General features: G+C 41.7%; 27 protein-coding genes and 4 tRNA genes. 26 read left to right on the forward strand and 5 right to left on the reverse strand.

Features of this window, described 5'->3' with window-relative positions:
* Nucleotides 1-25: 25 nt before the first annotated feature.
* From VAHSUH02_RS02495 to tadA, 5 genes are all read right to left on the reverse strand, one after another.
* Nucleotides 26-1,258, reverse strand: coding sequence for an ISL3 family transposase (locus VAHSUH02_RS02495; RefSeq protein ID WP_105112039.1), 1,233 nt, complete (start codon nucleotides 1,256-1,258; stop codon nucleotides 26-28).
* A gap of 218 nt (nucleotides 1,259-1,476) precedes the next feature.
* On the reverse strand, nucleotides 1,477-2,046 hold the full coding sequence (locus tag VAHSUH02_RS02500; RefSeq protein ID WP_105112040.1) for a hypothetical protein: 570 nt from the start codon (nucleotides 2,044-2,046) through the stop codon (nucleotides 1,477-1,479).
* A gap of 92 nt (nucleotides 2,047-2,138) precedes the next feature.
* Nucleotides 2,139-3,326: an MFS transporter gene (locus tag VAHSUH02_RS02505; RefSeq protein ID WP_005383172.1), complete on the reverse strand. Its 1,188-nt coding sequence runs from the start codon at nucleotides 3,324-3,326 to the stop codon at nucleotides 2,139-2,141.
* Between the two features lie 140 nt (nucleotides 3,327-3,466).
* Nucleotides 3,467-3,557 (reverse strand) — tRNA-Ser (locus tag VAHSUH02_RS02510).
* Nucleotides 3,511-4,059: a tRNA adenosine(34) deaminase TadA gene (gene tadA / locus VAHSUH02_RS02515; protein ID WP_197407316.1), complete on the reverse strand. Its 549-nt coding sequence runs from the start codon at nucleotides 4,057-4,059 to the stop codon at nucleotides 3,511-3,513. Before tadA ends, VAHSUH02_RS02510 begins: the two co-directional genes overlap by 47 nt.
* Before the next feature lie 105 nt (nucleotides 4,060-4,164).
* On the opposite strand from tadA, the gene VAHSUH02_RS02520 reads away from it, so the two are divergent.
* From VAHSUH02_RS02520 to VAHSUH02_RS02645, 26 genes are all read left to right on the forward strand, one after another.
* The gene (locus VAHSUH02_RS02520) at nucleotides 4,165-4,791 is read left to right on the forward strand and encodes a trimeric intracellular cation channel family protein (protein WP_005383171.1); all 627 of its coding nucleotides are present in this window, start codon (nucleotides 4,165-4,167) and stop codon (nucleotides 4,789-4,791) included.
* Between the two features lie 139 nt (nucleotides 4,792-4,930).
* Nucleotides 4,931-6,724, forward strand: coding sequence for a DUF4127 family protein (locus tag VAHSUH02_RS02525; RefSeq protein WP_005383170.1), 1,794 nt, complete (start codon nucleotides 4,931-4,933; stop codon nucleotides 6,722-6,724).
* A gap of 6 nt (nucleotides 6,725-6,730) precedes the next feature.
* Nucleotides 6,731-7,846, forward strand: a complete 1,116-nt coding sequence (locus tag VAHSUH02_RS02530; protein ID WP_005383169.1) for an acyltransferase — start codon at nucleotides 6,731-6,733, stop codon at nucleotides 7,844-7,846.
* Nucleotides 7,847-8,054: 208 nt separating this feature from the next.
* Nucleotides 8,055-8,912, forward strand: a complete 858-nt coding sequence (gene dat, locus VAHSUH02_RS02535) for a D-amino-acid transaminase (protein ID WP_005383167.1) — start codon at nucleotides 8,055-8,057, stop codon at nucleotides 8,910-8,912.
* 74 nt (nucleotides 8,913-8,986) lie between these two features.
* Nucleotides 8,987-10,033, forward strand: a complete 1,047-nt coding sequence (locus VAHSUH02_RS02540; RefSeq protein WP_005377223.1) for a methionine ABC transporter ATP-binding protein — start codon at nucleotides 8,987-8,989, stop codon at nucleotides 10,031-10,033.
* On the forward strand, nucleotides 10,014-10,667 hold the full coding sequence (locus tag VAHSUH02_RS02545) for a methionine ABC transporter permease (protein WP_005377242.1): 654 nt from the start codon (nucleotides 10,014-10,016) through the stop codon (nucleotides 10,665-10,667). Before VAHSUH02_RS02540 ends, VAHSUH02_RS02545 begins: the two co-directional genes overlap by 20 nt.
* Before the next feature lie 8 nt (nucleotides 10,668-10,675).
* Nucleotides 10,676-10,975 carry a YerC/YecD family TrpR-related protein gene (locus VAHSUH02_RS02550; RefSeq protein WP_005380196.1) on the forward strand — a complete coding sequence of 100 codons (300 nt, stop codon included), beginning with the start codon at nucleotides 10,676-10,678 and terminating at the stop codon, nucleotides 10,973-10,975.
* 135 nt (nucleotides 10,976-11,110) lie between these two features.
* The gene (locus tag VAHSUH02_RS02555; protein ID WP_005383166.1) at nucleotides 11,111-11,905 is read left to right on the forward strand and encodes a TSUP family transporter; all 795 of its coding nucleotides are present in this window, start codon (nucleotides 11,111-11,113) and stop codon (nucleotides 11,903-11,905) included.
* Nucleotides 11,906-11,916: 11 nt separating this feature from the next.
* Nucleotides 11,917-12,684, forward strand: coding sequence for an SDR family NAD(P)-dependent oxidoreductase (locus VAHSUH02_RS02560; protein WP_005383165.1), 768 nt, complete (start codon nucleotides 11,917-11,919; stop codon nucleotides 12,682-12,684).
* Nucleotides 12,685-12,843: 159 nt separating this feature from the next.
* The gene (locus VAHSUH02_RS02565) at nucleotides 12,844-13,707 is read left to right on the forward strand and encodes a hypothetical protein (RefSeq protein ID WP_005377225.1); all 864 of its coding nucleotides are present in this window, start codon (nucleotides 12,844-12,846) and stop codon (nucleotides 13,705-13,707) included.
* 14 nt (nucleotides 13,708-13,721) lie between these two features.
* Entirely contained in the window at nucleotides 13,722-14,060 is a 339-nt protein-coding gene (locus tag VAHSUH02_RS02570) for a YkvA family protein (RefSeq protein WP_005377221.1), read from the forward strand.
* A 117-nt stretch (nucleotides 14,061-14,177) separates the two neighbouring features.
* Nucleotides 14,178-14,597 carry an acyl-CoA thioesterase gene (locus VAHSUH02_RS02575; RefSeq protein ID WP_005377257.1) on the forward strand — a complete coding sequence of 140 codons (420 nt, stop codon included), beginning with the start codon at nucleotides 14,178-14,180 and terminating at the stop codon, nucleotides 14,595-14,597.
* Complete coding sequence (murI, locus tag VAHSUH02_RS02580) at nucleotides 14,590-15,399, forward strand: glutamate racemase (RefSeq protein ID WP_005380166.1); 810 nt, start codon at nucleotides 14,590-14,592, stop codon at nucleotides 15,397-15,399. The genes VAHSUH02_RS02575 and murI overlap by 8 nt, the downstream gene beginning before the upstream one ends.
* A gap of 12 nt (nucleotides 15,400-15,411) precedes the next feature.
* Entirely contained in the window at nucleotides 15,412-15,951 is a 540-nt protein-coding gene (locus VAHSUH02_RS02585; RefSeq protein WP_005383163.1) for a hypothetical protein, read from the forward strand.
* Nucleotides 15,952-15,963: 12 nt separating this feature from the next.
* Nucleotides 15,964-16,617: a coenzyme F420-0:L-glutamate ligase gene (locus VAHSUH02_RS02590; protein WP_005377243.1), complete on the forward strand. Its 654-nt coding sequence runs from the start codon at nucleotides 15,964-15,966 to the stop codon at nucleotides 16,615-16,617.
* Nucleotides 16,618-16,711: 94 nt separating this feature from the next.
* Nucleotides 16,712-18,376 (forward strand): hydantoinase/oxoprolinase family protein, encoded by a 1,665-nt coding sequence (locus tag VAHSUH02_RS02595; RefSeq protein WP_005383162.1) that lies wholly within the window; start codon nucleotides 16,712-16,714, stop codon nucleotides 18,374-18,376.
* Nucleotides 18,363-19,736 carry a histone deacetylase family protein gene (locus VAHSUH02_RS02600; RefSeq protein WP_005383160.1) on the forward strand — a complete coding sequence of 458 codons (1,374 nt, stop codon included), beginning with the start codon at nucleotides 18,363-18,365 and terminating at the stop codon, nucleotides 19,734-19,736. Before VAHSUH02_RS02595 ends, VAHSUH02_RS02600 begins: the two co-directional genes overlap by 14 nt.
* A gap of 55 nt (nucleotides 19,737-19,791) precedes the next feature.
* A complete protein-coding gene (gene rph, locus VAHSUH02_RS02605) occupies nucleotides 19,792-20,565 on the forward strand; it encodes a ribonuclease PH (RefSeq protein WP_005383159.1) in 774 nt (257 codons plus the stop codon).
* 1 nt (nucleotide 20,566) lies between these two features.
* Nucleotides 20,567-21,148: an XTP/dITP diphosphatase gene (locus VAHSUH02_RS02610; protein ID WP_005383157.1), complete on the forward strand. Its 582-nt coding sequence runs from the start codon at nucleotides 20,567-20,569 to the stop codon at nucleotides 21,146-21,148.
* Nucleotides 21,145-21,642: a metallophosphoesterase family protein gene (locus VAHSUH02_RS02615; RefSeq protein WP_005383156.1), complete on the forward strand. Its 498-nt coding sequence runs from the start codon at nucleotides 21,145-21,147 to the stop codon at nucleotides 21,640-21,642. The genes VAHSUH02_RS02610 and VAHSUH02_RS02615 overlap by 4 nt, the downstream gene beginning before the upstream one ends.
* A gap of 79 nt (nucleotides 21,643-21,721) precedes the next feature.
* Nucleotides 21,722-22,504 carry an adenosylmethionine decarboxylase gene (gene speD / locus VAHSUH02_RS02620; protein WP_005377253.1) on the forward strand — a complete coding sequence of 261 codons (783 nt, stop codon included), beginning with the start codon at nucleotides 21,722-21,724 and terminating at the stop codon, nucleotides 22,502-22,504.
* A 203-nt stretch (nucleotides 22,505-22,707) separates the two neighbouring features.
* Nucleotides 22,708-23,913, forward strand: a complete 1,206-nt coding sequence (locus VAHSUH02_RS02625; protein WP_005380274.1) for an NAD(P)-dependent malic enzyme — start codon at nucleotides 22,708-22,710, stop codon at nucleotides 23,911-23,913.
* A 127-nt stretch (nucleotides 23,914-24,040) separates the two neighbouring features.
* Nucleotides 24,041-24,634: a type IV toxin-antitoxin system AbiEi family antitoxin domain-containing protein gene (locus VAHSUH02_RS02630; RefSeq protein ID WP_005383153.1), complete on the forward strand. Its 594-nt coding sequence runs from the start codon at nucleotides 24,041-24,043 to the stop codon at nucleotides 24,632-24,634.
* A gap of 184 nt (nucleotides 24,635-24,818) precedes the next feature.
* A tRNA-Pro gene (locus tag VAHSUH02_RS02635) sits at nucleotides 24,819-24,895 on the forward strand.
* An 11-nt stretch (nucleotides 24,896-24,906) separates the two neighbouring features.
* Nucleotides 24,907-24,980: transfer RNA gene (locus VAHSUH02_RS02640), tRNA-Gly, on the forward strand.
* Nucleotides 24,981-25,088: 108 nt separating this feature from the next.
* Nucleotides 25,089-25,165 (forward strand) — tRNA-Arg (locus VAHSUH02_RS02645).
* Nucleotides 25,166-25,216: the final 51 nt, after the last annotated feature.

A 25,216-nucleotide genomic window follows, 5' to 3' on the forward strand; every position in this document is an offset into this window, starting at 1 on the left:
GGCTCTCTGTCAAATGTTGGGGTATTCACCCTACGAGTCTTCTTTGGCACCAATCATAGTTATGGTTGGTGCCATTCTTTTTGCTCAAAAGTAGAATACATACTCTAAATCTACCAAAGTGGCGAAGTCCATAGCTTATCCGTTTTAATACTTTAATTTTATTGTTAGTTCCTTCTGTGTATCCATTAGAATATGGAAGTAAGAATGCATTAGTTAATTGCGTCATCCATGCAGGAAATGATGTAAAGAAGTTATTAAATTCATTTAAGCCAGATGCTTTTACTAATTCCAACCAATGCGTTAAATGTGCAGCTATTCTTTGTTTACCATAGATTGAAAAGATTTTTCTAAAAGAAAGTTTTAAAGCATATGCTTTTCGTAAATCATCAGATATTCTGAGTATTTCACATAGTTTAATATGTTCGGCTTCCGTTAAATGGTCTGGATGCTTCATTAGTACACGTCGATTCTGTTTTAACATACGTGAATAAGCAGCCAGTTTATGTTGCTCACGCTTTCTAACTCGCTCTACCGCCCAATCTACAAGTCGACATACATGGTATCGATCACAGATAATATGCGCATGTGGAAATAGCGCCTCCATGATGCGCTTAAATTGTATGGACATATCCATTACAATAAACTTAACTTGTAGGCGATCCTTATGTTTAAATGATGCAAAATAGTGGATTAATGCTTGCGTATCACGTTTCGGTAAAATATCTAATATTTCATGTGTATCTGGATTAGTTAAATTAACTTGGTATTGGTAGCCTTCTGCATTTCCTTTAAACTCATCAATACCAATCATAGTGGGTAAGGTCTTGGGCTTAGGAATAGTGATCATAGAGCAATAACGTAATACTGTAGTAATAGATGTATCACACTCGTTAGCAATAGCTGTATAGGTTACACTTTCAGTAAGTTTATCAAATAGCATTCTAATATTAGTTACACTTAGTTGCATATGTTTTCGTACAAATGGATCACTTTCAGAAAAAGAATGACCACAATGCGGACAAATATACCGACGCTGTCTGTATTTTCCAATTAGTGGACCTCGTTGTACTTTTCCAAACTTTACAGTACGTATGCGGTAATCCTTAATATGCTTTGTGGTTTCACCACACTTTGGGCAAATATGTGATGTTGCTGGTAATTCTATGTCAAAAATAAATATTCCGTCTAATTCATAGCTATTTGTAATATATTCTTGTTTTACATTATGTAAAAATTCAGTATAATCAGTAGTAGGCATATAAGCTCACATCCTTTCTTTAGGACTTTGACACTTTTATTGTAAAGCATGTGAAACTTATATGCTTATTTTTTGCAAAAAAATAATGTTGGAAGTGACACCGTAGTGGTGTCACTTCCAACATTTATTATAGAGCCTCTATAATAAATGTTGGGGGATATTATGACAATATCACCCAATATTTACTAAAGATCTTTTGTTGTATCATATAAATTTATTTACATTAAGTCAGAATTTTGGAGACCTCTAACCATTAAATATACGTAAATTGAATTTGGTTTTATTATTTCTGCTATCTCATATACATGATTATTAATAATCCATTTTGCACTGTTAGCCATATTTCCGCGACTAAATGTTTTTTGAGGATTACCATATTGACTACTTAAATTTTGATACATACTACTATAAATATTATTTGCCAAATCTACGTTATCTGTTGTAAAGATTGGCGAGACACTTATTACATGATTGGTTTTTCCAAATACTACTACCACTCGCTGTTCTAGTGATGCACCTGCTTTTACTTGTGCCCAACCAGAATATTGTCGCGTTAATGCATATGTAGAATTTCGATTATCTTTTTTCCAACCTTTTACAGCATTGAAATTTTGCTCAACGGCTGAACGTGGCATTCCTAAATAAATTGTATAAATAAGTTCTGGATTACTGCTTATAGTTTTTGCTTCCTCTACAGCATTAAAAGCACTACTAGATGATATCATAGAGAAAAATGTACAAATAGAAAATATTAATAGGATGAAAGGTTTTAATATATTTTTTTGCATGATGATTGAATCTCCAATCTTTTTTATATAATACAATATTGCTACTTTAATAAAAGGTATAAATAGTATCAACTTAATAGTTATTTTCTATCCTACTGTAATTTTTTAGGATCTTTAAGTAGCAATGATGCCCCTAGGCCCATTACGAGAAATGGAACTAGTGTCATCATTGCAGTTGGGAGTGAGTAGGTGTCGGCTAGGTTACCCACCACTGGTGCGATGATACCGCCAATAGTTTGGCTCACGCCGAGGGTGATGCCGGAGGCAAAGCCGATGCTTTTTGCTAGGTAAGTTTGTCCTAATACGATAACAGGGCTGTAACTGATGGCCTTTGCAGCACCAATCATGAGCAAAATCAGATAGGCGAGTGGCATCATAATCGTTACAGAAAACTCAGGGACTTGTGTTAATAGGAACATGGATGGCAACCAAATCAACAGAGATAATCTAATGATTTTGATAGGACCGTATTTATCGCCCAATAAGCCACCGATATAGGTCATAAAGATGCCGATGCTAAAGAATACGGTTAATGCAAAACTACCTTGTTCGGGGCTCGTGCCGAGTTCATGAGTCCAGAATACAGGGATAAATGCATTAATAACGCGGAAATTAACCGATTGGCTTAGAATAATGATGAACAATATACCAAAATATTTCCAATAATTTTTCAGTGGCTGAGCGGAAACTGTTGGATTTTCGGTGGCTACAGCTTGGTCGATAGTTTGGGCATGAGCTACGATACGTGGCATGAGCAGGAATAGAACGGTAGATATAATAATACCGGCTACGGTGAAAGCTGCTAGACCATGTGCACCCACTGTATAGGCGATAGCGCCAGCAAATAGAGGGCCAAAAGCGAAGCCTGAGCTACCGCCGATGGCGAAGGTTCCCATTGCTTTGCCCTTCTTGCCACCTCCGAGGCGGTTCATAATTTTTGCCCCTTCAGGATGGAAAATGGAAGAACCCACACCAGCTAGTGTGGCACATACAAGGAGACTTTCATAAGAAGAAACAAAACCCATCATCCCCGTACTACATGCGGATAATAACGTGCCTGCTGCGATGAGTCGTGGCTGATTGAGCTTGTCTGAAATATACCCTAGCAATGGTTGTAGCAATGACGATAATGCCGTGTTTGCTAAGATAAGAAAACCTGCTTGCTCCAAGGACAGTCCATACGTATAGATAAACAACGGCAATAATGCAGGTAATACACTTTGGCATGAGTCATTAATCATGTGACTCAGCGTGATGAGATAAGGATAATACTTTTGCATAGTAAACCTCGTTGATTGATGATGTAATATACAATATATTTATATTATATACTATATGTATACAAATAAAACCTAGATAACATCTGTATTATGTGTATCTAGGTTTATCTATTATATCTCTATCATTATCATTTTAAATATGGCAGAGGAGGAGGGATTTGAACCCCCGCGCCGGTTGCCCGACCTACCGCATTTCGAGTGCGGACCCTTCAGCCTCTTGGGTACTCCTCCGTGCTTTACGACGCTCTTTAAAGAAATCTTTCATCAATTGGCTACATTCATCAGCGAGGATGCCTGCTTGCAATTGTGGCTCATGGTTTAGTCCCGGATGGGATAGCACATTAAACAGTGATTCTACGGCGCCTCCTTTGTAGTCGCTAGCACCATATACAACGCGATCAATACGGCTGTTAATAATGGCCCCTGCGCACATAGGACACGGCTCTATCGTAACATACAGGGTGCATCCAGTCAACCGCCAGCGCTTTAGGCTATTACAGGCCTCACGGATGACGAGAACCTCGGCGTGAGCTGTTGCATCATGATCCAGTTCACGGCGGTTATGATGACGTGAAATGACTTGATTATCGTGGACCAAAATGGCGCCAATAGGGATTTCGCCAAGGGCATACGCTTTTTTGCCTTCTTCGATGGCAAGGCTCATAAAGTATTCGTCACGACTGCGCTCGTCCATTGTATTAAGTTCGGTTGAATCCATTAGGTCTTTTGTCATTATTGCACCTCTTAATGTATAATATCTTACATAGAGTCTATCATATTTTATCGTATTTTTGCGAATAGATTTAATCGTTGTGTCAGTTGTTTGTGTGAGGCTAGTATGGATATTATTTGGTATATGTTTGATATGATCGGCACCGTCGCATTTGCCGTCTCTGGGGCACTTGTGGGCGTGTCCCGTAAAATGGATATTTTTGGCATGGCCGTGCTCGCGCTTGCTACCGCTATTGGGGGCGGTGTGATTCGTGATGTACTATTAGGCTATTTCCCGCCAAACTCACTTCGTAATGTAGTGTACGTTACGGTCGTTCTCGTGGTGACCTTTATTGTGTTTGCTATTTATAACAGTCGCTATCATCGCAATATGATGGGGCCTCGCAGCCGCGCTAGTTATTTGTTTGCCGATGCTCTTGGCTTAGCATCCTTTACCGTAACGGGTGCCTCCGCAGGATATACACTATATCCGAACTTGCCTATATTCATCGTATTGCTTGGTACCATTACCGCTGTAGGTGGTGGCATTCTGCGCGATATGTTGGCGCAGCGCGTGCCTTCCGTACTGAAAGAAGACGTATATGCGTTGCCAAGCATTATTGGCGGTATAGCCTATTATCTACTGGTAATTAGCGATTGGGCGGGCCAAGCCGTATATGGGGCTTTCACCATTGTGCTTGTTATTCGTCTACTAGCTATAAAATATCACTGGAGCCTGCCTCGTGTCAGATAATAATCGGTTTTATGCGATATATTTGCCAAATTATGACTAAGTGATATAATTGTAATATTAGTTATTTTTTTATGATTGTATCCCTTACAACAGTTGTGAAATGGTACGCACAAGCGTGCTTGATAAAGGAGTTTAACCTATGTCTAAAAAATGGTTGAAAGTAGCGTTAATGGTTACGGCTATTGCTACGGGTACATCCATTCAAGTTGATGCGGAAACTGTGTTATATGTTCCGCAAGATGATCGTCCAGTAAGCCTACAATATACAGTTGATACTGCAAAGGCAGCGGGGATGACGGTGTTAACACCACCACAAAATTTGATTTCCGGTAAAACCTACAAAGGGCAAGCCGATCAAATCTGGAATTGGGTAGAGCAAAATGCGGGTCGTGCCGATGTTATGGTATTGAGTACAGATACCTTAATCTATGGCGGCCTTGTGGATTCTCGTAAACATAATTTGCCATTGAGCACATTGGAAAATCGTTTAAAACGCATCGAAGCGCTTAAGGCAAACCATAAAAATACACGCATTTATGGCTTTGGTACCGTAATGCGTTCCCCACGCGCTAGTGGGGGTGGTACAGAACCATCCTACTATGCAGATTATGGTCCAACCATATTTCAAATTGCTGCACTACAAGATAAATTGGATGCAGGCACATTGACACAAGCGGAAACGCAAAAATTGATGAGCTTGCAAGCCTCTGTCCCTGTAGAATATCTACAAGACTGGTTCTCTCGCCGTCAAAAAAATATGCAAGTGAATAAAGACTTGATCGATGAAGCGCGTAATGGTGTCTTTGCATACTTTGCATTGGGCCATGATGATACGTCTCAATTGTCTCAATCCGCATTGGAAGGACGCTATTTAAATCAATACTCCAAGGGCATTCCACGTACACAATATGGCAGCTTCCCTGGGGCAGATCAACTCGGTTTATTGTTGATGGCTCGTTCTCGTACCGATGAAAGTGCGGAAAAACCTACGTTCTCCGTTATCTATCCACTTGGTGGTGCCGGCAAAACATTGCCAGGTTACGAAGACCAAACCGTTGATAAAACGATTGCGGAACACGTAGAAGCCGTTGGTGGTACGATGACAACTGCAGGTAAACCAACTGTTCTTCTCGCTGTTAATACACCGCTTTCTACGAGCACATCCGAATCTGAAACCTTTGGTAATTTCCCAATGATTTCTCAAGCTACGACTGCCTTTGTAGATCGTATTCAACAAGCTACGGAACAAGGTGTAAACGTGAGCATTGCGGATATTGCCTATAACAATGGTTCTGATAATACCTTGTTAGGCGCTTTATATAAACGCGATTTACTCTATAAAATCGGCGCTTACAATGGCTGGAATACAGCAAGTAATACGGTAGGCTATGCGATTGCACAAGGCTTATTGCTACAAACTATGTCCCCAGAAGGGCATCGCGATATGTTGACCCAACAATATTTGGATAACTGGGCATACCAAGCGAATATCCGCAAGGATATTTATCGTATGCAAGATTCCATTCGTACCGACAATGTACGCTACTCTGGTGATTTGAATGCAAAATTAGAAGAGTATTTACAAGAACGTGTACAAGATTTCAGTGAAACTTATTTGAAGGTAGACCCTCGTACAGTTAAGGCTACATTCCCATGGGGCCGTTTGTTTGAAACGGATATTACTGTTTATGATAAACCAGTAGTACCTCTTCAAAAAGAAATTCGTATGCAACGGGAAGCAGAAGCGAAGAGACAAGCTGAAGCTGCAGCAGCTGCTGCGGCTGCACAAGCCAATGGCCAAGCACAAGCTGCTCCAGCTGTGCCAACTACAACAACTCAAGCTGCACCAACTGCAACTTCGACAACGGTAGTACATCAAGCAGCGACTTCACCGCGCATCGTTCCAACACCGGCCGCTGTGCCGCAACAATAATCGCCTATGAAACGATTGTTTTTGCCTGAAATAACCTATATGCGTGGCCTTTGTATGCTCGGCGTTATCGGCATTCATGTCGGCTCCTATGCATTACAAAATCCGTTCGTTAATTTACAACTCATTAGCGTGTTGGAAATCTTATCGCGTTTTGCAGTGCCCGCATTTTTCTTCCTGTCAGCCTTTGGTTTGTTCTACCATACATCGGTAAATGATCCATTTAGTTACAAGGATTTTATGAAACGACGCTTTCAAGTGGTGCTCTATCCTTACATTGTGTGGTCCCTATTCTACCTTATCTATACAGGCATAACGGCGCACAATTTTGGAAATCTCCATCCCGGACCATTGCTTGTGAACCTCTTGTTTGGTAACAGTATGTACCATTTATATTTTATGGTTATACTGGTGTGGTTCTATGTGCTCATGCCACTATGGCGTGTGATGGTACAGTGGATTTTGAAAGCCCCCATTCCTTGGCTTGTCATCTTATTTGCCATCCAATTAGGTGTTGACTTTATATCATCTTATCGATTGGGGGCCTGGGTGACACAACAGTTTAGCGATTCTCCAGCCATAAAATATCTCTTCGATATGCGCCTTAATTATTGGGTGATTCATTATGTATGGATATTCCTTTTTGGTGCTGTTGTAGCTGAGCGATATGAAATCGTGAAGGACTATATGTGGCGCTACCGATACCTATTAGCCACATGTGCCATTTTATCGATTTTATCCATGTTGGGCGCCTATTACTATGTCATGGATGTATGGCATTATACGGTGCTCGAAGCGATTTACACAGTGCATCAGTTGAGTCCAATGGGTGTATTCTATACGGCATTGGGCACATTGTTTAGCTTATTCCTATTCCAAGTGATGCCCCTCAACAATACGATGGAGGCGTTCTGGTCACAAATTGGGGATACTTCATACGGCATCTATTTGGCACATCCGTTCTGGTTATTGATCATGACCGGTATCATGGCCAAGTATAATCTTCTATTTACAGTGCCTCACGTAGTGCTGTTGTATGTGATGGCCGTAGGATTATCCTACTTGACGACAGTAGGTTTAAAACAAATACCAAAGCCAATTCGAAAATATATTCTTGGCAACTAATAGGCTTATACAAACACTGTAAGATTGGTATATAACTAATTACAATAGAATCCGCTCCCACCATAACTTATAGTTATCGGTAGAGGGCGGATTTTTTCATGACTAACATGAAAACTTTCACAATGTAAAGTGTGAAAATTAATCTGTGATTGTGCTATAATACAATCATACTGATTAGAGTTACAACAAGGGAAAATGAGGTGCTCTTATGAAAGAATTAACATATTTTAACGGTGAATTCGTCGAACCAGGTGCAAAGGTAATCAGCATTGATGACCGTGGTTACTTATTCGGCGATTCTGTATATGAAGTTGTACGTGTTACAAAAGGTCGTTGTTTTGCATTGTCCTATCACCAAGACCGTCTATATCGGTCCATGCGTGAAATGGACATTCCTGTAAAAATGACACCAGATGATTTGACCGAACTTCACGAAATTTTGATTGAACAAAGTGAAATCAAGGAAGGTTACATTTATTTACAAATCTCCCGTGGTGTGGCGCCACGTCATCATGCGTACGATCGCTCTAAACTTGAACCACAAATGCTCATGTCCATTCATAATCTCGATATGGATGCAGTGAACAAGTTGGAATCCGGTGTGAAAGCTATCGCATTGCCTGATGAACGTTGGGGTCATGTAGACATTAAAACAACGAATTTGATTCCTAACATTTTGGCGCAAACAAAGGCGGAAAAGAAATTTGCTTATACAGCGATGTTATTCCGCGATGGCATTTGTACCGAAGGGGCTACATCCAATGTATTTGCCGTAAAAGATGGAATTATTTATACACATCCAGCGGATAATCATATTTTGAAGGGCATTACGCGTCAAATGGTTATTACTCGTGTGGCACCTTCATTGGGCATCACTGTTATCGAAAAAGAGTTTGACCGCGCCTTCGTTGATGATGCGGATGAACTATTCTTTACCAATACAACCGGTGGTGTGATTCCGATTATAAAACTCGACAGAAATCCTGTAGCTGATGGTAAACCAGGTGCAGTGACTATGAAATTACGTCATGGTCTAGAAAAATTAATGGAAGAAGGCTTGGCTTAATTAGCATACTATAGGTATCGATATGGTAGCTATAGTGGCTGGTAAGGGGAGCTTTCACAAAGAAAGGACATATTTTGATTACATTAGAACACATTAGCAAGGTCTACGAAGGTGCTAATCGTGTAGAAGCGCTGAAGGATATTAGCCTCACCATTGAAAAGGGGCAAATCTACGGCATTATCGGTCAATCAGGGGCCGGTAAATCTACACTGATTCGTTGCATCAATATGCTGGAATCCCCTACATCGGGCTCCGTTATCGTAGACGGCACAGATTTAACGAAATTGAGTGCTAGTGAACTGCGTAAAGCGCGTAAACACATTGGCATGATTTTCCAACATTTTAATCTTTTATCATCGCGCACGGTCTATGACAATGTGGCATTCCCATTGGAATTGCAAGGGCTTAGCAAGGCTGAAATCAAAGAACGCATCACTCCGATTCTCGATATCGTAGGTTTATCGGACCGCGTGAATAACTATCCATCCCAGCTATCCGGTGGTCAAAAGCAACGTGTTGGCATTGCTCGTGCGTTGGCATCTAATCCAAAGGTATTATTGTGCGACGAAGCTACATCTGCGTTGGATCCGCAAACAACAGAATCCATCTTGGAATTATTGAAGGATATCAATGAACGGATGGGGCTTACCATTGTGCTCATCACTCATGAGATGAAGGTTATCCGTGAAATATGCGACCGCGTAGCCGTTATCGAAGGCGGTGTTATCTTAGAAGAAGGTAGCACGCTCGAAGTATTTACAAATCCGAAGAAACCGACTACAAAAGATTTCGTTGGCTCAGTAGTAAGCGATAACCTACCAAAAGAAGCGCTTGAACATATTGAACTTCATGATGACTGGATTGCTGGTACGGCACCATTGGTAAAATTGAAGTTTACCGGCCAAGCCACAGATGAACCTGTTGTAGCAGGTTTAGTACGTCGTTTTGACCTCGATGTAAGCATCTTATTTGGTGGCATCGACTACATTCAAAACACTAGTGTAGGCCGTCTCATCGTCATTTTGAATGGTGATCCTATGAAGGCGCAAGAAGGGCTAGACTATATCAGAACATTACCAATTGAAAGCGAGGTGATCGGTTATGTCAGAGCAAGTAATTAAATTGTTGATAACCGGTACCTTGGATACATTGCAAATGACCGTTATCTCTACGATTATGGCCATGATTATTGGTATTCCACTCGGCGTTGTATTGGTGGTTACCTCTAAGGGACATATTTTAGAAAATGCAGCGCTTAATAAGATTCTAGGGGCTATCGTTAATGCGACTCGTTCCATTCCGTTTATCATCTTAATGGTTGCCATCATTCCGTTTACACGTATGGTTGTTGGTACGTCCATTGGTACGACGGCTGCTTGTGTACCGTTGACATTGGCGGCGATTCCGTTTTTAGCACGTCTTGTAGAAACATCCATTAAGGATATTCAATTCGGTGTTATCGAAGCTGCTCAATCGATGGGGGCAAGCCCATTCCAAATTATCCGCAAGGTATTGTTACCAGAAGCATTGCCAACTATTATCGATAATGTTACGGTGCTTATCGTTAACTTGATTGGTTACTCTGCAATGGCAGGTGCTATTGGTGGCGGCGGCCTTGGTGATATTGCTATCCGCTACGGATACCAACGTTTCCAAGGGGATATCATGCTCGCTACCATCATCATTCTTATTATTATGGTTCAAGTTATCCAAATGATTGGTGACGGTTTATCCAAAGCGATGAATAAGAAATAGGAGGCGTTATGAGCGTCAATGAAAAATTGAGAAGTGCTCAACATGACGAGCTCTTTGAAGGCATTTTACAACTTCAAACTGTAGAAGAATGTTATGCATTCTTTGAGGATATTTGTACTGTTAATGAACTGAAAGCATTATCGCAACGACTTCAAGTGGCTAAAATGTTACGCGCTGGTGATAGCTATGAAACGATTGTAGAAGAAACCGGCGCTAGTACAGCGACGATTAGTCGTGTGAAACGATGCCTTGTATATGGTGCTGATGGTTATACAGTGGTATTAGATCGATTGGCAGACAAAAAATAGTCGTAACATATTCATAGTAGGATATAATACATAACGGTGACCCTGGTCACCGTTATTTTGTATATAGGACTATTGTTTTTACTTATACGAATGGTAAAATGATAGTATACGTATGTGAGATATGGGAGGTCGTATATGGAATGGCTGATTGCAATAACCGGATTACCCTATGAGGTAATGATACTTGTATTGCTTGCTGTAGCAGGGGCCTTTGCAGGCTTTGTGGATTCCATAGTGGGTGGCGGTGGATTGATATCTGTGCCGGCCATGTTGCTAACTAATTTGCCTCCTAGCGTGGCTCTAGGTAGTAATAAATTGTCTAGTATCTTTGGGGCCGGTAGTGCATCAATTACATTTTTACGAAACCATATGGTTGATTTTAGGCTGGTTCGTAAACTATTGCCTTTTACCTTTATAGGTTCTATGCTGGGTACTTTGGCGGTTGTATCATTACCACCGCTATATGTTAAACCGATTATCATCGTATTACTCGTGGCCGTTACATTATTTGTAGTCTTTAAAAAGAACTGGGGCGAAGTAAATCGCACCTCTCAAGTAATGGGGCGAGCACTTTATATTTGTATGGCCTTTGCCCTTGGCATCGGTATTTATGATGGCTTTATAGGCCCTGGTACAGGTACATTTCTCATTATGGGATTTATCTTTACCGGATTTGATTTTCTTCATGCTTCGGCGAATGCTAAAATTTTAAATTTCACCAGTAATTTAGCATCTTTACTTGTGTTTCTATATTTAGGACACGTCAATATTGTGTATGGTCTTGCCGCTGCGGTGGGACAAGTTGTGGGCGCCTATTTAGGATCTCATTTAGCCATTGCGAAAGGGTCCTCTTTGGTCCGTGTTGTATTCCTGTCTGTTACGACAGTGATGTTGTTAAAATTAGTGTTTGATTATATTTCTACCTTGTAGGAGGTGTGAGTATGCCTCATAAAACTGATGTTCAAGTGGCATTGATCAGCGGTGGTACATCGGGGATTGGATTTGCCACAGCTAAGCTATTATTGCAAGAAGGTTGGTGCGTCGTTATCAATGGCCGCGATGAACAAGCGGGACAAAGGGCAAAGATGAAATTGCGCCGCTATTCTTCGAAGGTGCGCTATGTGAAAGGCGACGTATCTAGTGTGAGCGATTGTCAGCGCATCGTAAAAGAAACGGTAGATTTCTTTGGTAGTATTTCAGCTCTTGTAACGGCGGCTGGATATTATGAAGAAGAGCTACTAGCCGATGTATCTGAATCGGCCTTTGATGAAATGTTTGGTACAAATGTAAAAGGAACTGTATTCTTGTGCCAAGCAGCATTGCCTTATTTACGTCAAGTAAAGGGCAGTATTGTTACCGTATCTAGTGATGCGGGCCTACAGGGCAATGTAGCCTGCTCAGTATATGGTGCGTCAAAAGGTGCTATCGTAAGCTTTACAAAATCACTGTCCCTTGAGATGGCGCCCCATGAGGTACGCGTTAACTGCGTGTGCCCTGGAGATGTAGATACATCCCTTGTAGATAAGCAAATCGCTCAATCTCATCAAGATGCGGAGCAAGCAAAAGAGGAGATGGGCCAACATTATCCATTAGGACGTATTGCAAAACCTCACGAAATTGGCGAAGTTATCGCTTTTTTAATTAGTTCAAAAGCATCCTTTGTAACAGGTGCTGCGTGGACGATTGATGGAGGTCTTACGAGTTGGTAGTGAATAGAGTGTTATCTATTACTAATAGTCATAATAAGACAGTTTATACAGGGTAAAATATATATTATTCATTTCAATTCTACATTGAGAATGGTATAATAATACTAATGAACGATACATACATTCACAAGTGGAATCCGGAGAAAAAGGAGAACGATTATGGCAGAATATAATGGCGTTAGAATTGAACCGCTTAGCGATGGTGGTCAAGATTTAAATTATCAAGTTGAACAATTTATTTTCTGGGGTGCAGGCCGTGCTGCCGTATTGGCTTTGTCTCCAAAATTCAGCAATGTTGCACTATGCACAAATGCTACATACATGGTAACTCGCATTGCTCATTTATATGATGTTGAATTACAAACAGGTGCTGTTGTAGGTTTAGTAGGTGGCTTGAGCACTGCTATTGCTACAGCTGCTATTTCCTTGCTCGTACCTTTTAAAGCAGTACGTGTACCGGTAGCTGTTGGTTTGACCTATGCTATTGGTAAGGTAGCTCATATTTGGATTGAAGATGGTATGCCATCCGACATCGAACGCTACAAACCTATGATTGCTGAGTTCTATGAAAATGGTAAAGCCATTGCTGGCGAAATCGCTCGCGATGCAGCAGCAAGCATTCCGTTCACTCAAGGCCAACGCGATGTATGGGCTGGTATTGCCAATGAAACAGGTCTTGCAAAAGAACAATTAGAACAAGTATATTCTGAAAAAGTAGCACCTGCTATTGAAAAATGGAATACGGAAACGAAATACCAATTGCATGATAATGCAGCAGAAGCAGTAGCAAAGGTAACTGATGCGGCAAAAGAAAAAATCGATGTAGCAAAAGAAACATTGGATACTGCAAAAGAATTGGCTAAAGGTGGCGTAGAAGTAGCGAAAGCAACTACTCAAGTGGCTGTGGAAAACGCAAAAACTACAGCAGCTCAAGCTGTGGAAAATGCAAAAGATACTGCGTTCCAAGCTGTTGAAACAGTAAAAGAAACGACAAAATCCACAATTAACGGTTTTCGTAAATAGTTAGAAGGATTGGTATGAATCCATTAAAGATCATCAAATATGGCAAGTATTTTAGTGAGTCTCGATTCTTGGCGTTTGCCACTCGCTATGGTAAAAAACTTGCCTTTGTACAAAAAGCAGTGGTGTTATTCTTTTGCTTGCGCGATCAAGATACACCAAAATATGTAAAGGCTATTTTAGCCGGCGCCTTAGGGTATCTCGTCCTACCAATCGATATCATTCCTGATACGATTGCGGGCCTTGGCTGGGTAGATGATGTAGCAGTTCTTGGCATTGCTTTCAAAATCGCCAACCGCTATATCAAAACATCCCATGAAGAACAAGCGAAAAAGCTATTCCCTTTTGGCAACTAACAAGTATATAAAAAGGCAGTTTAATCATTGTTATTGGTTGGACTGCCTTTGTTTATTTGACACCCTTTGTTAATAGATATACAATTAAATTTGTATTGTAATAAGAAGGATGAATAAATGTATACAGCGACAATTAACGTCCGTTTCTATGAAACCGATATGATGGGAATTGCTCATCATAGCAATCATTTTCGGTGGTTTGAAATGGCGCGTATTGAATTCCTTCGTCACATCGGGGTCACCTTGTGGGATATGATGGACGAGGATATAGTATTTCCAATTATGAATGTATCGTGTAACTATAAGGAACCTGCTCGGTTCGATGACACGATTAATATAGAAACCTATTTAGTCAAAATGACCCGTGCTCAGATGGTATTTAAATACCGCATGCGCCGCGCTAGCGATGGTGCTCTATTGGCGACGGGTGAGACTAAGAATGCCTTTATGTCTAAATCGTCTGGGAAAATCGTACGATTAGAGGATCGCTTTTATCAACCTATTCTAAATGCTGTTGAGGAGATGCCTCATGACTAATATAGATACACAACGACTGCCTATCGGCGTCTTTGACTCAGGTGTGGGTGGTCTATCCGTTTTGAAAGTTCTACAGGAACAATTTCCCAATGAAAACTTCATCTATATAGGGGATAATGCTAATAATCCCGTTGGCAATCGTCCAACCGAGGAGATTACAGAAATCGCTTGCCGTATTGCCGAAACATTACATCAAGTACCTGTAAAATTGATGGTTATCGCTTGCAATACTTTCACCGTAGTGGCCCTCGATGAGGTGCGCAGTCGCGTCAATGTGCCGGTTATCGGTGTATCGCAAGGTGTTAAAACTGCTATTCGTGAAAGCAATAGTAATACCATCGGTATCATGGCGACGGTGGCGACCGTTAATAGTCATATTCATAAATATGTGGCTATGGACATCGACCATGAGGTTTTTGTATGGGAACAACCATGCCCAGAACTAGCCGGCTTAATTGAACAAGGTCATTTGCATGATGACGCTGTTCGTAAAGCTGCTAAGGAGTACTTAGCACCTATGCTAGAACGGGATATCGATGTTGTCGTATTGGGATGTACTCATTTCCCATTTGTTAGCCCTGTCCTGCAGGAGTTATCAGGTGACCGCATCCGATATATCGACCCGGCTTATGAGACTAGTGATCTAGTACGACGTACGATGGACAGCAATCATTTGCATAATCCATCTACCGAGAAGGGCCGTAGCACCTTGTATTTCACAAAGGATATTGCCCTAGGGGCTGATTTGGGCGCCCAATTCTTAGATACTGATGATTTTTCGGTGGAATTGATTACACTATAAAGGAGAATTCACATGTGGTTTTATGACATAATAAATGTGATAGTTGCCATTGCAGTTATTGTAGCTATTTTGTACTTATTATTCCGTCTATTCGTATTAAAACAAGGTAATGAACGCGTTATTTTGTTGCCAAAGCGGAAAACAAGCTTTCAATTGGCAGATATGAATATGAGCTCCATGACATTGTTCTGCGATGTGCCATTTGTAAACAAAGGCCGTCAACTTGGTACAATCATGGATTTATTTCCACGTCCTTTGCTTCCAGAAGAACATTTTGATGGTGTGAAAGTAGACGCTTGGGCTATGGATATCGATCGTCCACGCCACGATGGTTACTTTGAAGCTATCATCATCAAGCCTCGCAAGGGTGGTACAATCCGTATTTATGTTACCTTAACTGGTAGAAATGGTAATATCCGCGAAGATATTAAGGGATTCCCTTATATGGATATCGACATTTATTACCAAATCGTAGGTCGTACCGATTACCATATCGATAAACAACGTATTCGTTTGACTGCAGAAGAAGTACAAGCAGCATTGGTTCACTAAGGAGGCATAACAATGGCAGAATTAGAATTAGTATGTGTTCCTACACGTATTCTTACAGATAATGATGACATCGTTGATGCTATCGTTGAATTTGGTGGTCACAATATTGGACCAGAAGACATCGTATGTGTAGCAGAATCCGTTGTGGCTATTACACAAGGTCGCTTTACACGTCCTGAAGAACTCAATGTATGTTGGCAAGCGCGTATGATCAATCGCTTTATCCATCCAGATGGTTCCATGGCTTCTATTTATGGTATGCAATCTGCTATGAACTTAGATGGTAAATGGAAGGTATTAGGTGCTTTCTTCTTAGGCGCTATTGCTAAAATTTTCCGCAAACCAGGCGTGTTTTACGCTATCGCCCGTGCTGCATCCTTAACCGATGACGTAACAGGTACAATGCCTCCATTCGATAAACACATCGTATTTGGTCCAAAAGATCCAGATAAGGTGGCTGAAAAAATCGTTCAACGCACAGGTTGCTATGGCGCTGTTGTAGCAGACGTAAACGACTTGAAACGCTCTGCAATTCTCGGTACAAGTCGCGGTATTGATGCGAAGAAAATCGCTAAATTGTTGATTGATAATCCATTTGGTAATGATAGCCAAATGACACCAATCGTTATTATTAAAAACTACGCTTCCGTTTCGGGAGCAAAATAAAAGATTCTCGATGTTTCCGGTGCAGAACTGGTAAGTCTAGAGATTAACAAAAGAGACTGCTCCGGCGGTCTCTTTTCTGTTTAAAGGAGGATATATGTTATTAGGCATAGATGTAGGCGGCACCTTTACGGATGCCGTTATTATAGATGGAGGTACCATCGTTTCATCGGCGAAGCGGCGAACCACGAAGGAGAATCTCATGAATGGCATAACGGATGCCTTAGGTGCGGTGATGCGTGGTGCGGACCCTGCACAAATAGAACAGGTAACGTTATCCACTACGGTAGTGACAAATACAATTGTGGAGCATAAAGAACAGCCTGTAGATCTCTATGTAGTAGCGGGGCCAGGGCGCAATGTAGATGATATATTCCCTGTAAGACCTGTGTATCTTAAAGGGTATACGGACCATCGTGGCATCGTGGTGGAACGTACGGATGTAGAGGGGACTTATCAACTAGCGAACATGGTGCAAGCTAAGAGTGGTACCGATTTGGCTGCTGTATCCGCAAAATTTGGCGTTCGCAATCCAAAGGAAGAAATCGATGTTGCTCAGGCTCTAGCTGACACATATCATACGATTTCTACAGGCAGTGCGTTAAGTGGCAATCTTAATTTTCCACGTCGCACCATCAGTGCCTATTTTAATAGCGCCGTGGCCTCTGTATTTAAGGAATTTAAGAACGCTGTTTACCACGCATTAGATACCTTTCACATTACGGCACCTGTATATATTTTGAAAGCTGACGGTGGTTCGCTACCGATAGAGACGGTGGAATCCATTCCTGTAGAAACCGTATTTACCGGACCAGCTGCAACGGTACTTGGCTTGGAAGCATTGCGCAGCACTAAAGACGCCCATACGGTGGCCCTTGATATTGGTGGGACTACAACGGATATTTCCTTGTGGAAACAGGGCAAACCACTGATGACAAAGGAGGGCGTATCCATTCGTGAATATCCAAGTGCTGTACGTTCCTTTGCGGTTACCTCGGTGGGCATTGGCGGTGAATCGGCGGTACGCTATGAAGATGGAACACTTATGGTAGGCCCTGAACGGATTGGCCCATCTGTTGCATTGGGGGGCACTATCCCTACATTAGGGGATGCCCTCATCGTGCTTGGTAAAGCTCATTATGGCGATGAACAACAGGCATATGAAGCGATAGCACAAATTGATACGACTATCGATGCTAACACTATGGCTCAACGCATCGTAGATGAAGCCATCCGTGTTGTAAAGCAAGGGATTGATACGGTCGTGGCGAAGGAAAATAAACGACCTATCTATGTAGTGGCCGATATTGTGCATCCTGATCCATTTGTGCCGGCCCAGCTTGTTATCGTCGGTGGCACGGCGGCTAGTTTGGGCCCTATTATTGGGGACCAACTAGGATTGCCTGTTCATATTCCAGCCGATGCGGACGTAGCTAATGCCATCGGTGCTGGTGTGGCTAACCATACGATGGCGATTACGGTTCACGTCGATACAAAACGGCGTACCATGGTAGTGCCAGAATTGGGCATTCAAGATAAAAGTAGCTCTTTGCGTTCTGCTAACGCTGTGGAAGAGGTGGCATATCGATTATTATGTGAAGCTGCTCAAGAACAAGGCCTTGTAGCAGCAGGCGTAATACCTGATGTAGAAACGATAAGCGTTGAAGATTTCCCTGTTGTCGATGGATGGCAATCTATGGAACGCATTATTACTGTGAAAGTACAACTGAAAGCGGGGGTGAGCGGCTATGTGGAATCATAAGGACAGTTATCGTGTGCGAAATGGAATCGTGTCGGCTAGCACAATAGAACATCCTTCATTAGGCCTCGTATTTTTCCCTGCCTTTGATTGGAAAATTTCTGCTACTCATCCAGAACGACAAGAACGGTTGCTCTATACGCGGGATCAAATCGTGGAAGAAGGCTTATTGGATGTACCGAATATTAGAGAATATAATCCTATCGTAGCGGACTGGGATGTAATAGAACGAGTTCACGTTGGGGCCCCTGATTTACAATCGTGGGTAACCGATGCGCATCGCGTATCGGCTGGTGGTGCCATTGCAGCAGCTGATGCGGTGCTACGCGGAGAGGTGGATAGGGCCTTTGCCCTCGTTAGACCACCAGGGCATCATGCGATGGCTATGGTTCATGGCATCCGTGGATTCTGTACCATCAATATCGAGGCCGTCATGGTCCAACACATACGCAAAACCTATGGTGTGAAACGGGTGGCCATCGTCGATACAGATGTACATCATGGTGATGGCTCACAAGATGTGTTCTATCACGATCCGGATACCTTGTATATAAGCTTTCACCAAGATGGACGGACCTTATATCCGGGTACCGGATTTATGGATGAATTTGGAGGCCCTCAAGCCATTGGCGCTAACATAGATATTCCACTACCTCCTGGCACGGGTGATGAAGGTTTATTAAAGGTGATGCGCGAACTCGTATTGCCGATTCTACATGAATTTAAACCGGATATCGTCATCAATTCAGCAGGTCAGGACAACCATTTCTCGGACCCATTAGCCAATATGAATGTGACCGCTAAGGGCTACGCAGAACTAGTTGATTTATTGCAGGCGGATATAGCGGTTCTAGAAGGTGGTTATTCCGTACAAGAGGCTTTGCCTTATGTAAATACGGGTATCATTTTATCGATGGCCGGGTTAGATTACAGTTGCGTTATCGAGCCCAACTATGTAGAACAACATCAGTCGGCTGATGTAACGAGATATATTGATGATCTTATTTTGAAATGGAAGGACCAATGGGCACGTCGTGAGGAAATAGCACGAGATGAACTCATCGGCCATAAGGATAGGTGGGTCCGTGATTATTCTGTGTATTACGACGAATCTGGTGTACAAGAAGAGCGTCGTGAAACAGTGCGCCTCTATCCTGATAAAATTGGTTGGCATAGCATCGAATCCTATGGTAATTATGGACCGTATGCAAAGCAAAGTGTGTACGCTATGTTTATTCCATGGCAGGCCGATGATGCTACGCGCGAAGAGGCTTTCACAGAAGCACGTCGCATGAAAGAACAGAGTGGTCTCAACCGCTATGTAGTGGTGGACCCTATGGGGCAGGGACAAGTTGAAATTTAGCCTGTCGAATGGGCACCATTGTTCATGATATACTAGACATAAAGGGGGCGTTGTTATGCGCAGTGATAATAGAACAGCAGGTCAATTGAGACCGATTAAAATAACGAGACATTTTACAGAATATGCAGAAGGTTCTGTACTCATTGAATGTGGTAAAACAAAGGTCATTTGTACAGCTACTACCGAGGAAAATGTACCGCGCTGGCTAAAAGGTTCCGGTCAAGGCTGGGTGACTGCAGAGTATTCCTTGTTGCCACGTTCTACAAAAACACGGGTAAGTCGTGAGGCCGCTCGAGGTAAACAAACGGGCCGTACCGTTGAAATTCAACGCTTAATCGGTCGTGCATTGCGCGCTGTTGTAGACTTAAAGGCTTTAGGCGAGCGCTCCATCACCGTAGACTGTGATGTTATCCAAGCCGATGGCGGTACGCGTACGGCGTCCATTACAGGTGCCTTTGTAGCCCTTGTGGATGCCATCGATTATACATTTGGCGGCTTTGGTAAATTCCCTATTACCGATTTCTGTGCCGCTATTTCCGTCGGTATTGGCCCAGAAGGTCCTATTACAGACCTTTGCTATGAAGAGGATAGCGCTGCCGTAGTGGACATGAACGTGGTGCGCACCGGTGCGGGCAATCTTATCGAGGTACAAGGTACGGGTGAACATGGCACATTTAGCCGCGAAGAACTTAACCAATTATTAGACCTTGCAGAATCTGCTACTGACGAATTGATGGCTGTGCAACGCAATGTACTCGGCTCTGTAGCGGACAAAATTGGCAAGGTGTATCCTGATGCACCTGCTCAAACCGCTGAAGGAGAACAATGATATGGAACGTATTGTATTAGCAACGGGCAATAAGGGGAAAATACGTGAATTTGAACGGGCCTTTTCTCATATGAACATTACCTGTGTGCCTGTGAAAGACATAGTGGACGTTCCGGAACCAGAGGAAACGGGTACAACCTTTATGGAAAATGCCATCCTCAAAGCGAAATACTATAGCGAAAAAACAGGATTGCCGTGCTTAGCTGATGATTCGGGGCTCACTGTCGATGCTCTTGATGGGGCACCTGGCGTATACTCCGCACGCTATGCAGGCGTTCATGGTGATGATGAAGCAAATAATGAAAAATTAATTCGCGAATTACAAGGTAAATCGGATAGAACTGCGCACTATGTATGCGCTTTAGCTTTGGTACATCCGGACGGTGCTAGCGTGACGGCCGAAGCCTCTTGTGATGGTGAAATTCAAGATACGCCGGTTGGTACCAATGGATTTGGCTATGATCCATATTTCTTTGTTCCACAATTTGGTAAAACCATGGCGGAGCTCGATATCGATACGAAGGAAACCATCAGCCATCGTGGCAAGGCGTTGCAACAATTGGTAGCAAAGGTGAACAAATGAAACGAATAGGTATTATTAGTGATACACATGGCTATCTGGACACCATTGATCTCGCATTAGATGCAACGGTGGACCAAGATATCGACATGTGGCTACACGCAGGTGACTACGGCGACGATGCGCGGTATATGCAAACGCGCACCGATGTGCCGGTCTATGCCGTGCGCGGCAATAATGACCGCGTGCAGCCCTTAGAGCCTAAGGAACAATTGATTCCCTTAGAAGATACCTATATTTACATGACCCATGGTCATGAGGTATCATATTGTAAACGAGCACAAGAATTGATACATATTGGCAATGCTATGGGGGCGCGACTCATCGTGTGTGGACATAGCCATTTTCACGAGGCTAAACATATAGGGGATACCCTTTTTGTGAATCCGGGGAGCATTGCATTGCCTCGGGATGGATCGGGTGGTACCTTTGCCATCGTCACCTACGAAGATGGCGCCTTTGATGTAGAATTTGTGTATAAACAGGATATTATATAGTATATGTGTGAAAGCTACATTTTGTATGACTTTCACAAAAAAATAGTAAGTCTATGCATGGAAAGGGTTATGGCATATCATGGATACACCAGTTAAAGCAAAGCCTAAAATGAAGTTATATGGGTTTAATAATCTCACGAAGACGTTGAGTTTTAATATTTATGATATTTGTTATACTCGTACAGAGGAAGAAAAAAAGCAGTATATTCAATACATTGATGAAGTATACAACGCAGAACGTTTGACGAATATTTTGACCGAAGTGAGTCATATTATCGGTGCTAACATTTTAAATATTGCGAAACAAGATTACGACCCACAAGGGGCATCGGTTACGATTTTGATTTCTGAAGAAGAAATTGAAAAAGAAGATGTGGTTATGCATTTGGATAAATCCCATCTTACAGTTCATACGTACCCTGAAAGCCATCCACACAAGGGGATTAGTACATTCCGCGCCGATATCGAAGTGTCCACATGTGGTCAAATCTCTCCGCTAAAGGCCCTCAATTACTTGATTAATAGCTTTGATTCGGATATTTTGACATTGGACTATCATGTGCGTGGCTTTACGCGCGACGTGTCGGGCAAGAAAATCTACATCGACCATCGTATCAACTCTATTCAAAACTACATTAATGCGAAAACGCGTAATTTGTACAATATGATCGATGTGAACGTGTACCAAGAAAATATCTTCCACACTAAGATGATGCTCAAGGATTTCGATTTGGATAATTACTTATTCGGCATTACCGAAGCGGAATTGAGCGAACGAGAAATTAAGCAAATTAAACACCAATTGCGACAAGAAATGACAGAAATTTTCTATGGGCGTAACTTGCCTTCTGTGAAAGCCTAGATTGTTTAAAACGCTTAGTTATTTGTGGACATGTAATTAATGCTAAGAATATGAATTTATGATTAATTCTAAAATTTTCGAAAAACTATATCGAAAAATCTTGTATTATTGTTTCTGATTCTGTATAATGAATTTGTAAGGGGTATTAATAATTAATACCAAGAAACTATTGTGTCCGTTGTCATCCACAAAGGAGAATTATTATGGACGTACGTGAATTAGCAGTACAAAAAAAACGTGAATTAAAAGGCTTCCTCACAGTAGGAACTAAATATGAATTAAAAGACGCTCATGATTTATCCGTTGCTTACACACCAGGTGTAGCAGAACCATGCTTGCGTATTAAAGACAATGAAGCAGAATCCTTTGAATTAACTTGCCGTTCTAACATGGTTGCCGTTGTATCCGATGGCACTCGTGTACTCGGCCTTGGCGATATCGGCGCTGCTGCCGCATTGCCTGTAATGGAAGGTAAATCCTTATTGTTCAAAAAATTTGGCGATGTAGACTGCATTCCATTGGTAGTAGATACTAAAGATGCTGATACATTGATCAACACTGTAAAATTATTGCAAAAGAACTTTGCTGGCATCAACTTGGAAGACATTTCTTCTCCTAAATGCTATGAAATCGAAAATCGTTTGAAAGAAGAATTGGAAATCCCTGTATTCCATGATGACCAACATGGTACAGCAATCGCATGTTTAGCTGGTGTAAAAGGCGCTCTTCGCCTCGTTAAAAAAGATTTAGCGACAGCTAAAATCGTAGTAAACGGTGCTGGTGCAGCTGGTGCAAACATCGCTCGTTTGTTATACCTTGCAGGCGCTCGTGATATTACCGTATTGGTATCCTCTGGCGTATTGCACAAAGATTACAAACGCCTTGATTCCTTGCAAACTGAATTGATTGATCTGCTTGGCCTTGAAGAAAAACATGGCAACTTGGCTGAAAACGCTAAAGGCGCTGACATCCTTCTTGGCGTATCTGCAGCAGGTGCTTTCACAAAAGAAATTTTGGAAAACTTGGCTGACGACGCTATCGTATTCGCTATGGCGAACCCTAACCCAGAAGCAACATACGCTGATATGAAAGCTGCTGGCGTTCGCATTGCCGGTACAGGCCGCTCCGATGCACCTAACCAAATCAATAACGTAGCTGTATTCCCTGGTATCTTCCGTGGTGCTATCGACGTTCGTGCATCTAAAATCACTGACGAAATGAAATTGGCTGCTGCCGATGCATTGGCACACTTGATTCCAGACAGCGAATTGAATGATGAAAACATCATGCCATCCGTATTCGACCCTCGCGTAGCTCCTGCAGTGGCAAAAGCAGTTGCTGAAGTAGCTGTAAAACAAGGCATCGCCAAAAACCCTCAAATCGTTGAAGACGGTCATTACGAAGGTTAATTTTAACTAAATGAAATATGATTTTGAACATGCACCCTACGGGGTGCATGTTTTTTTATATAGATGTTGCATTTGTGCGTACAAAATTATAAAATGTAAGCACGATAATAACAATAGGAGATATTATATGGATTATAGAGGAATTATAGAATCAAAACTAGAACAAAATAATGGTATACTTTCAAGTCGTGATATTAAAGCTCTTAATATTCCTTCCATATACCTAACTAGAATGGTAAATGAGGGGATACTTAATCGTGTAAGTCGAGGTATTTATTTAAGCACAAAAGGTGATTATGATGAATACTATCTCTTTCAAAAACAATATGGAGTGCCTATTTTTTCATATGCATCAGCCCTGTATTTACATCAATTTACAGATGATATTTATCCGGCACTAGAGGTAACTGTGTATCGAGGGTATAATATTCATAGAATTAACAACGTGAATCTCGTACATTATGTTACGAAAGATATATATGAATTAGGTATCACAGAGTGTAAAACGGTATATGGTAATATTGTCAAAACCTATGATTTAGAACGGACCTTATGTGATTTCATTAAAAATAGAAATAAGATCGATACTGAATTATTTTCTAAAACTTTACATAGGTATATGCGTTATAAAAATCGAAATCTAAATCGTTTATACGATTACGCTAAGAAAATGAAGATATATGATAAGGTTAAAAGTATTTTGGAGGTTATCTATGAATAAGGATAAACTGAAAGCTTTATATCATAAATTTTTAATGAAGTTATAAAAAAACACTTGTCAGAATAGTAGTCCGATGATATAATAATTTTCGTTGCAGAGAGGTACTCATAACTGAGTAAAACTCAGCAAAAGTAGTGGTTGACATCAACTACCGGGTTTGCTATAATTAGCAAGTAATTAATGACGGGGCATAGCGCAGTTTGGTAGCGCACCTGGCTTGGGACCAGGGGGTCGCAGGTTCGAATCCTGCTGCTCCGACCATTTTTTATTTTGCGGGTGTAGCTCAATGGTAGAGCCCCAGCCTTCCAAGCTGGTCGCGAGGGTTCGATTCCCTTCACCCGCTCCATTTTTTTTTGCCTTTTTTAGGGTGAACGAAAAATGACGTCATTAGTTGACGATACATCTTACATAATTTATACTATAATAGATAATTACATATAAAGGTAATCCACATGGTTCAGTAGCTCAGTTGGATAGAGCAACGGCCTTCTAAGCCGTGGGTCGGGGGTTCGAATCCCTCCTGGATCACCAAAGAAATTAAGCGGATAGCTCGTAATGAGCTATCCGCTTTTGTTTTGTATA

The sequence above is a fragment of the Veillonella atypica KON genome (assembly GCF_002959915.1).
In the GTDB taxonomy this organism is placed as follows: domain Bacteria; phylum Bacillota; class Negativicutes; order Veillonellales; family Veillonellaceae; genus Veillonella; species Veillonella atypica.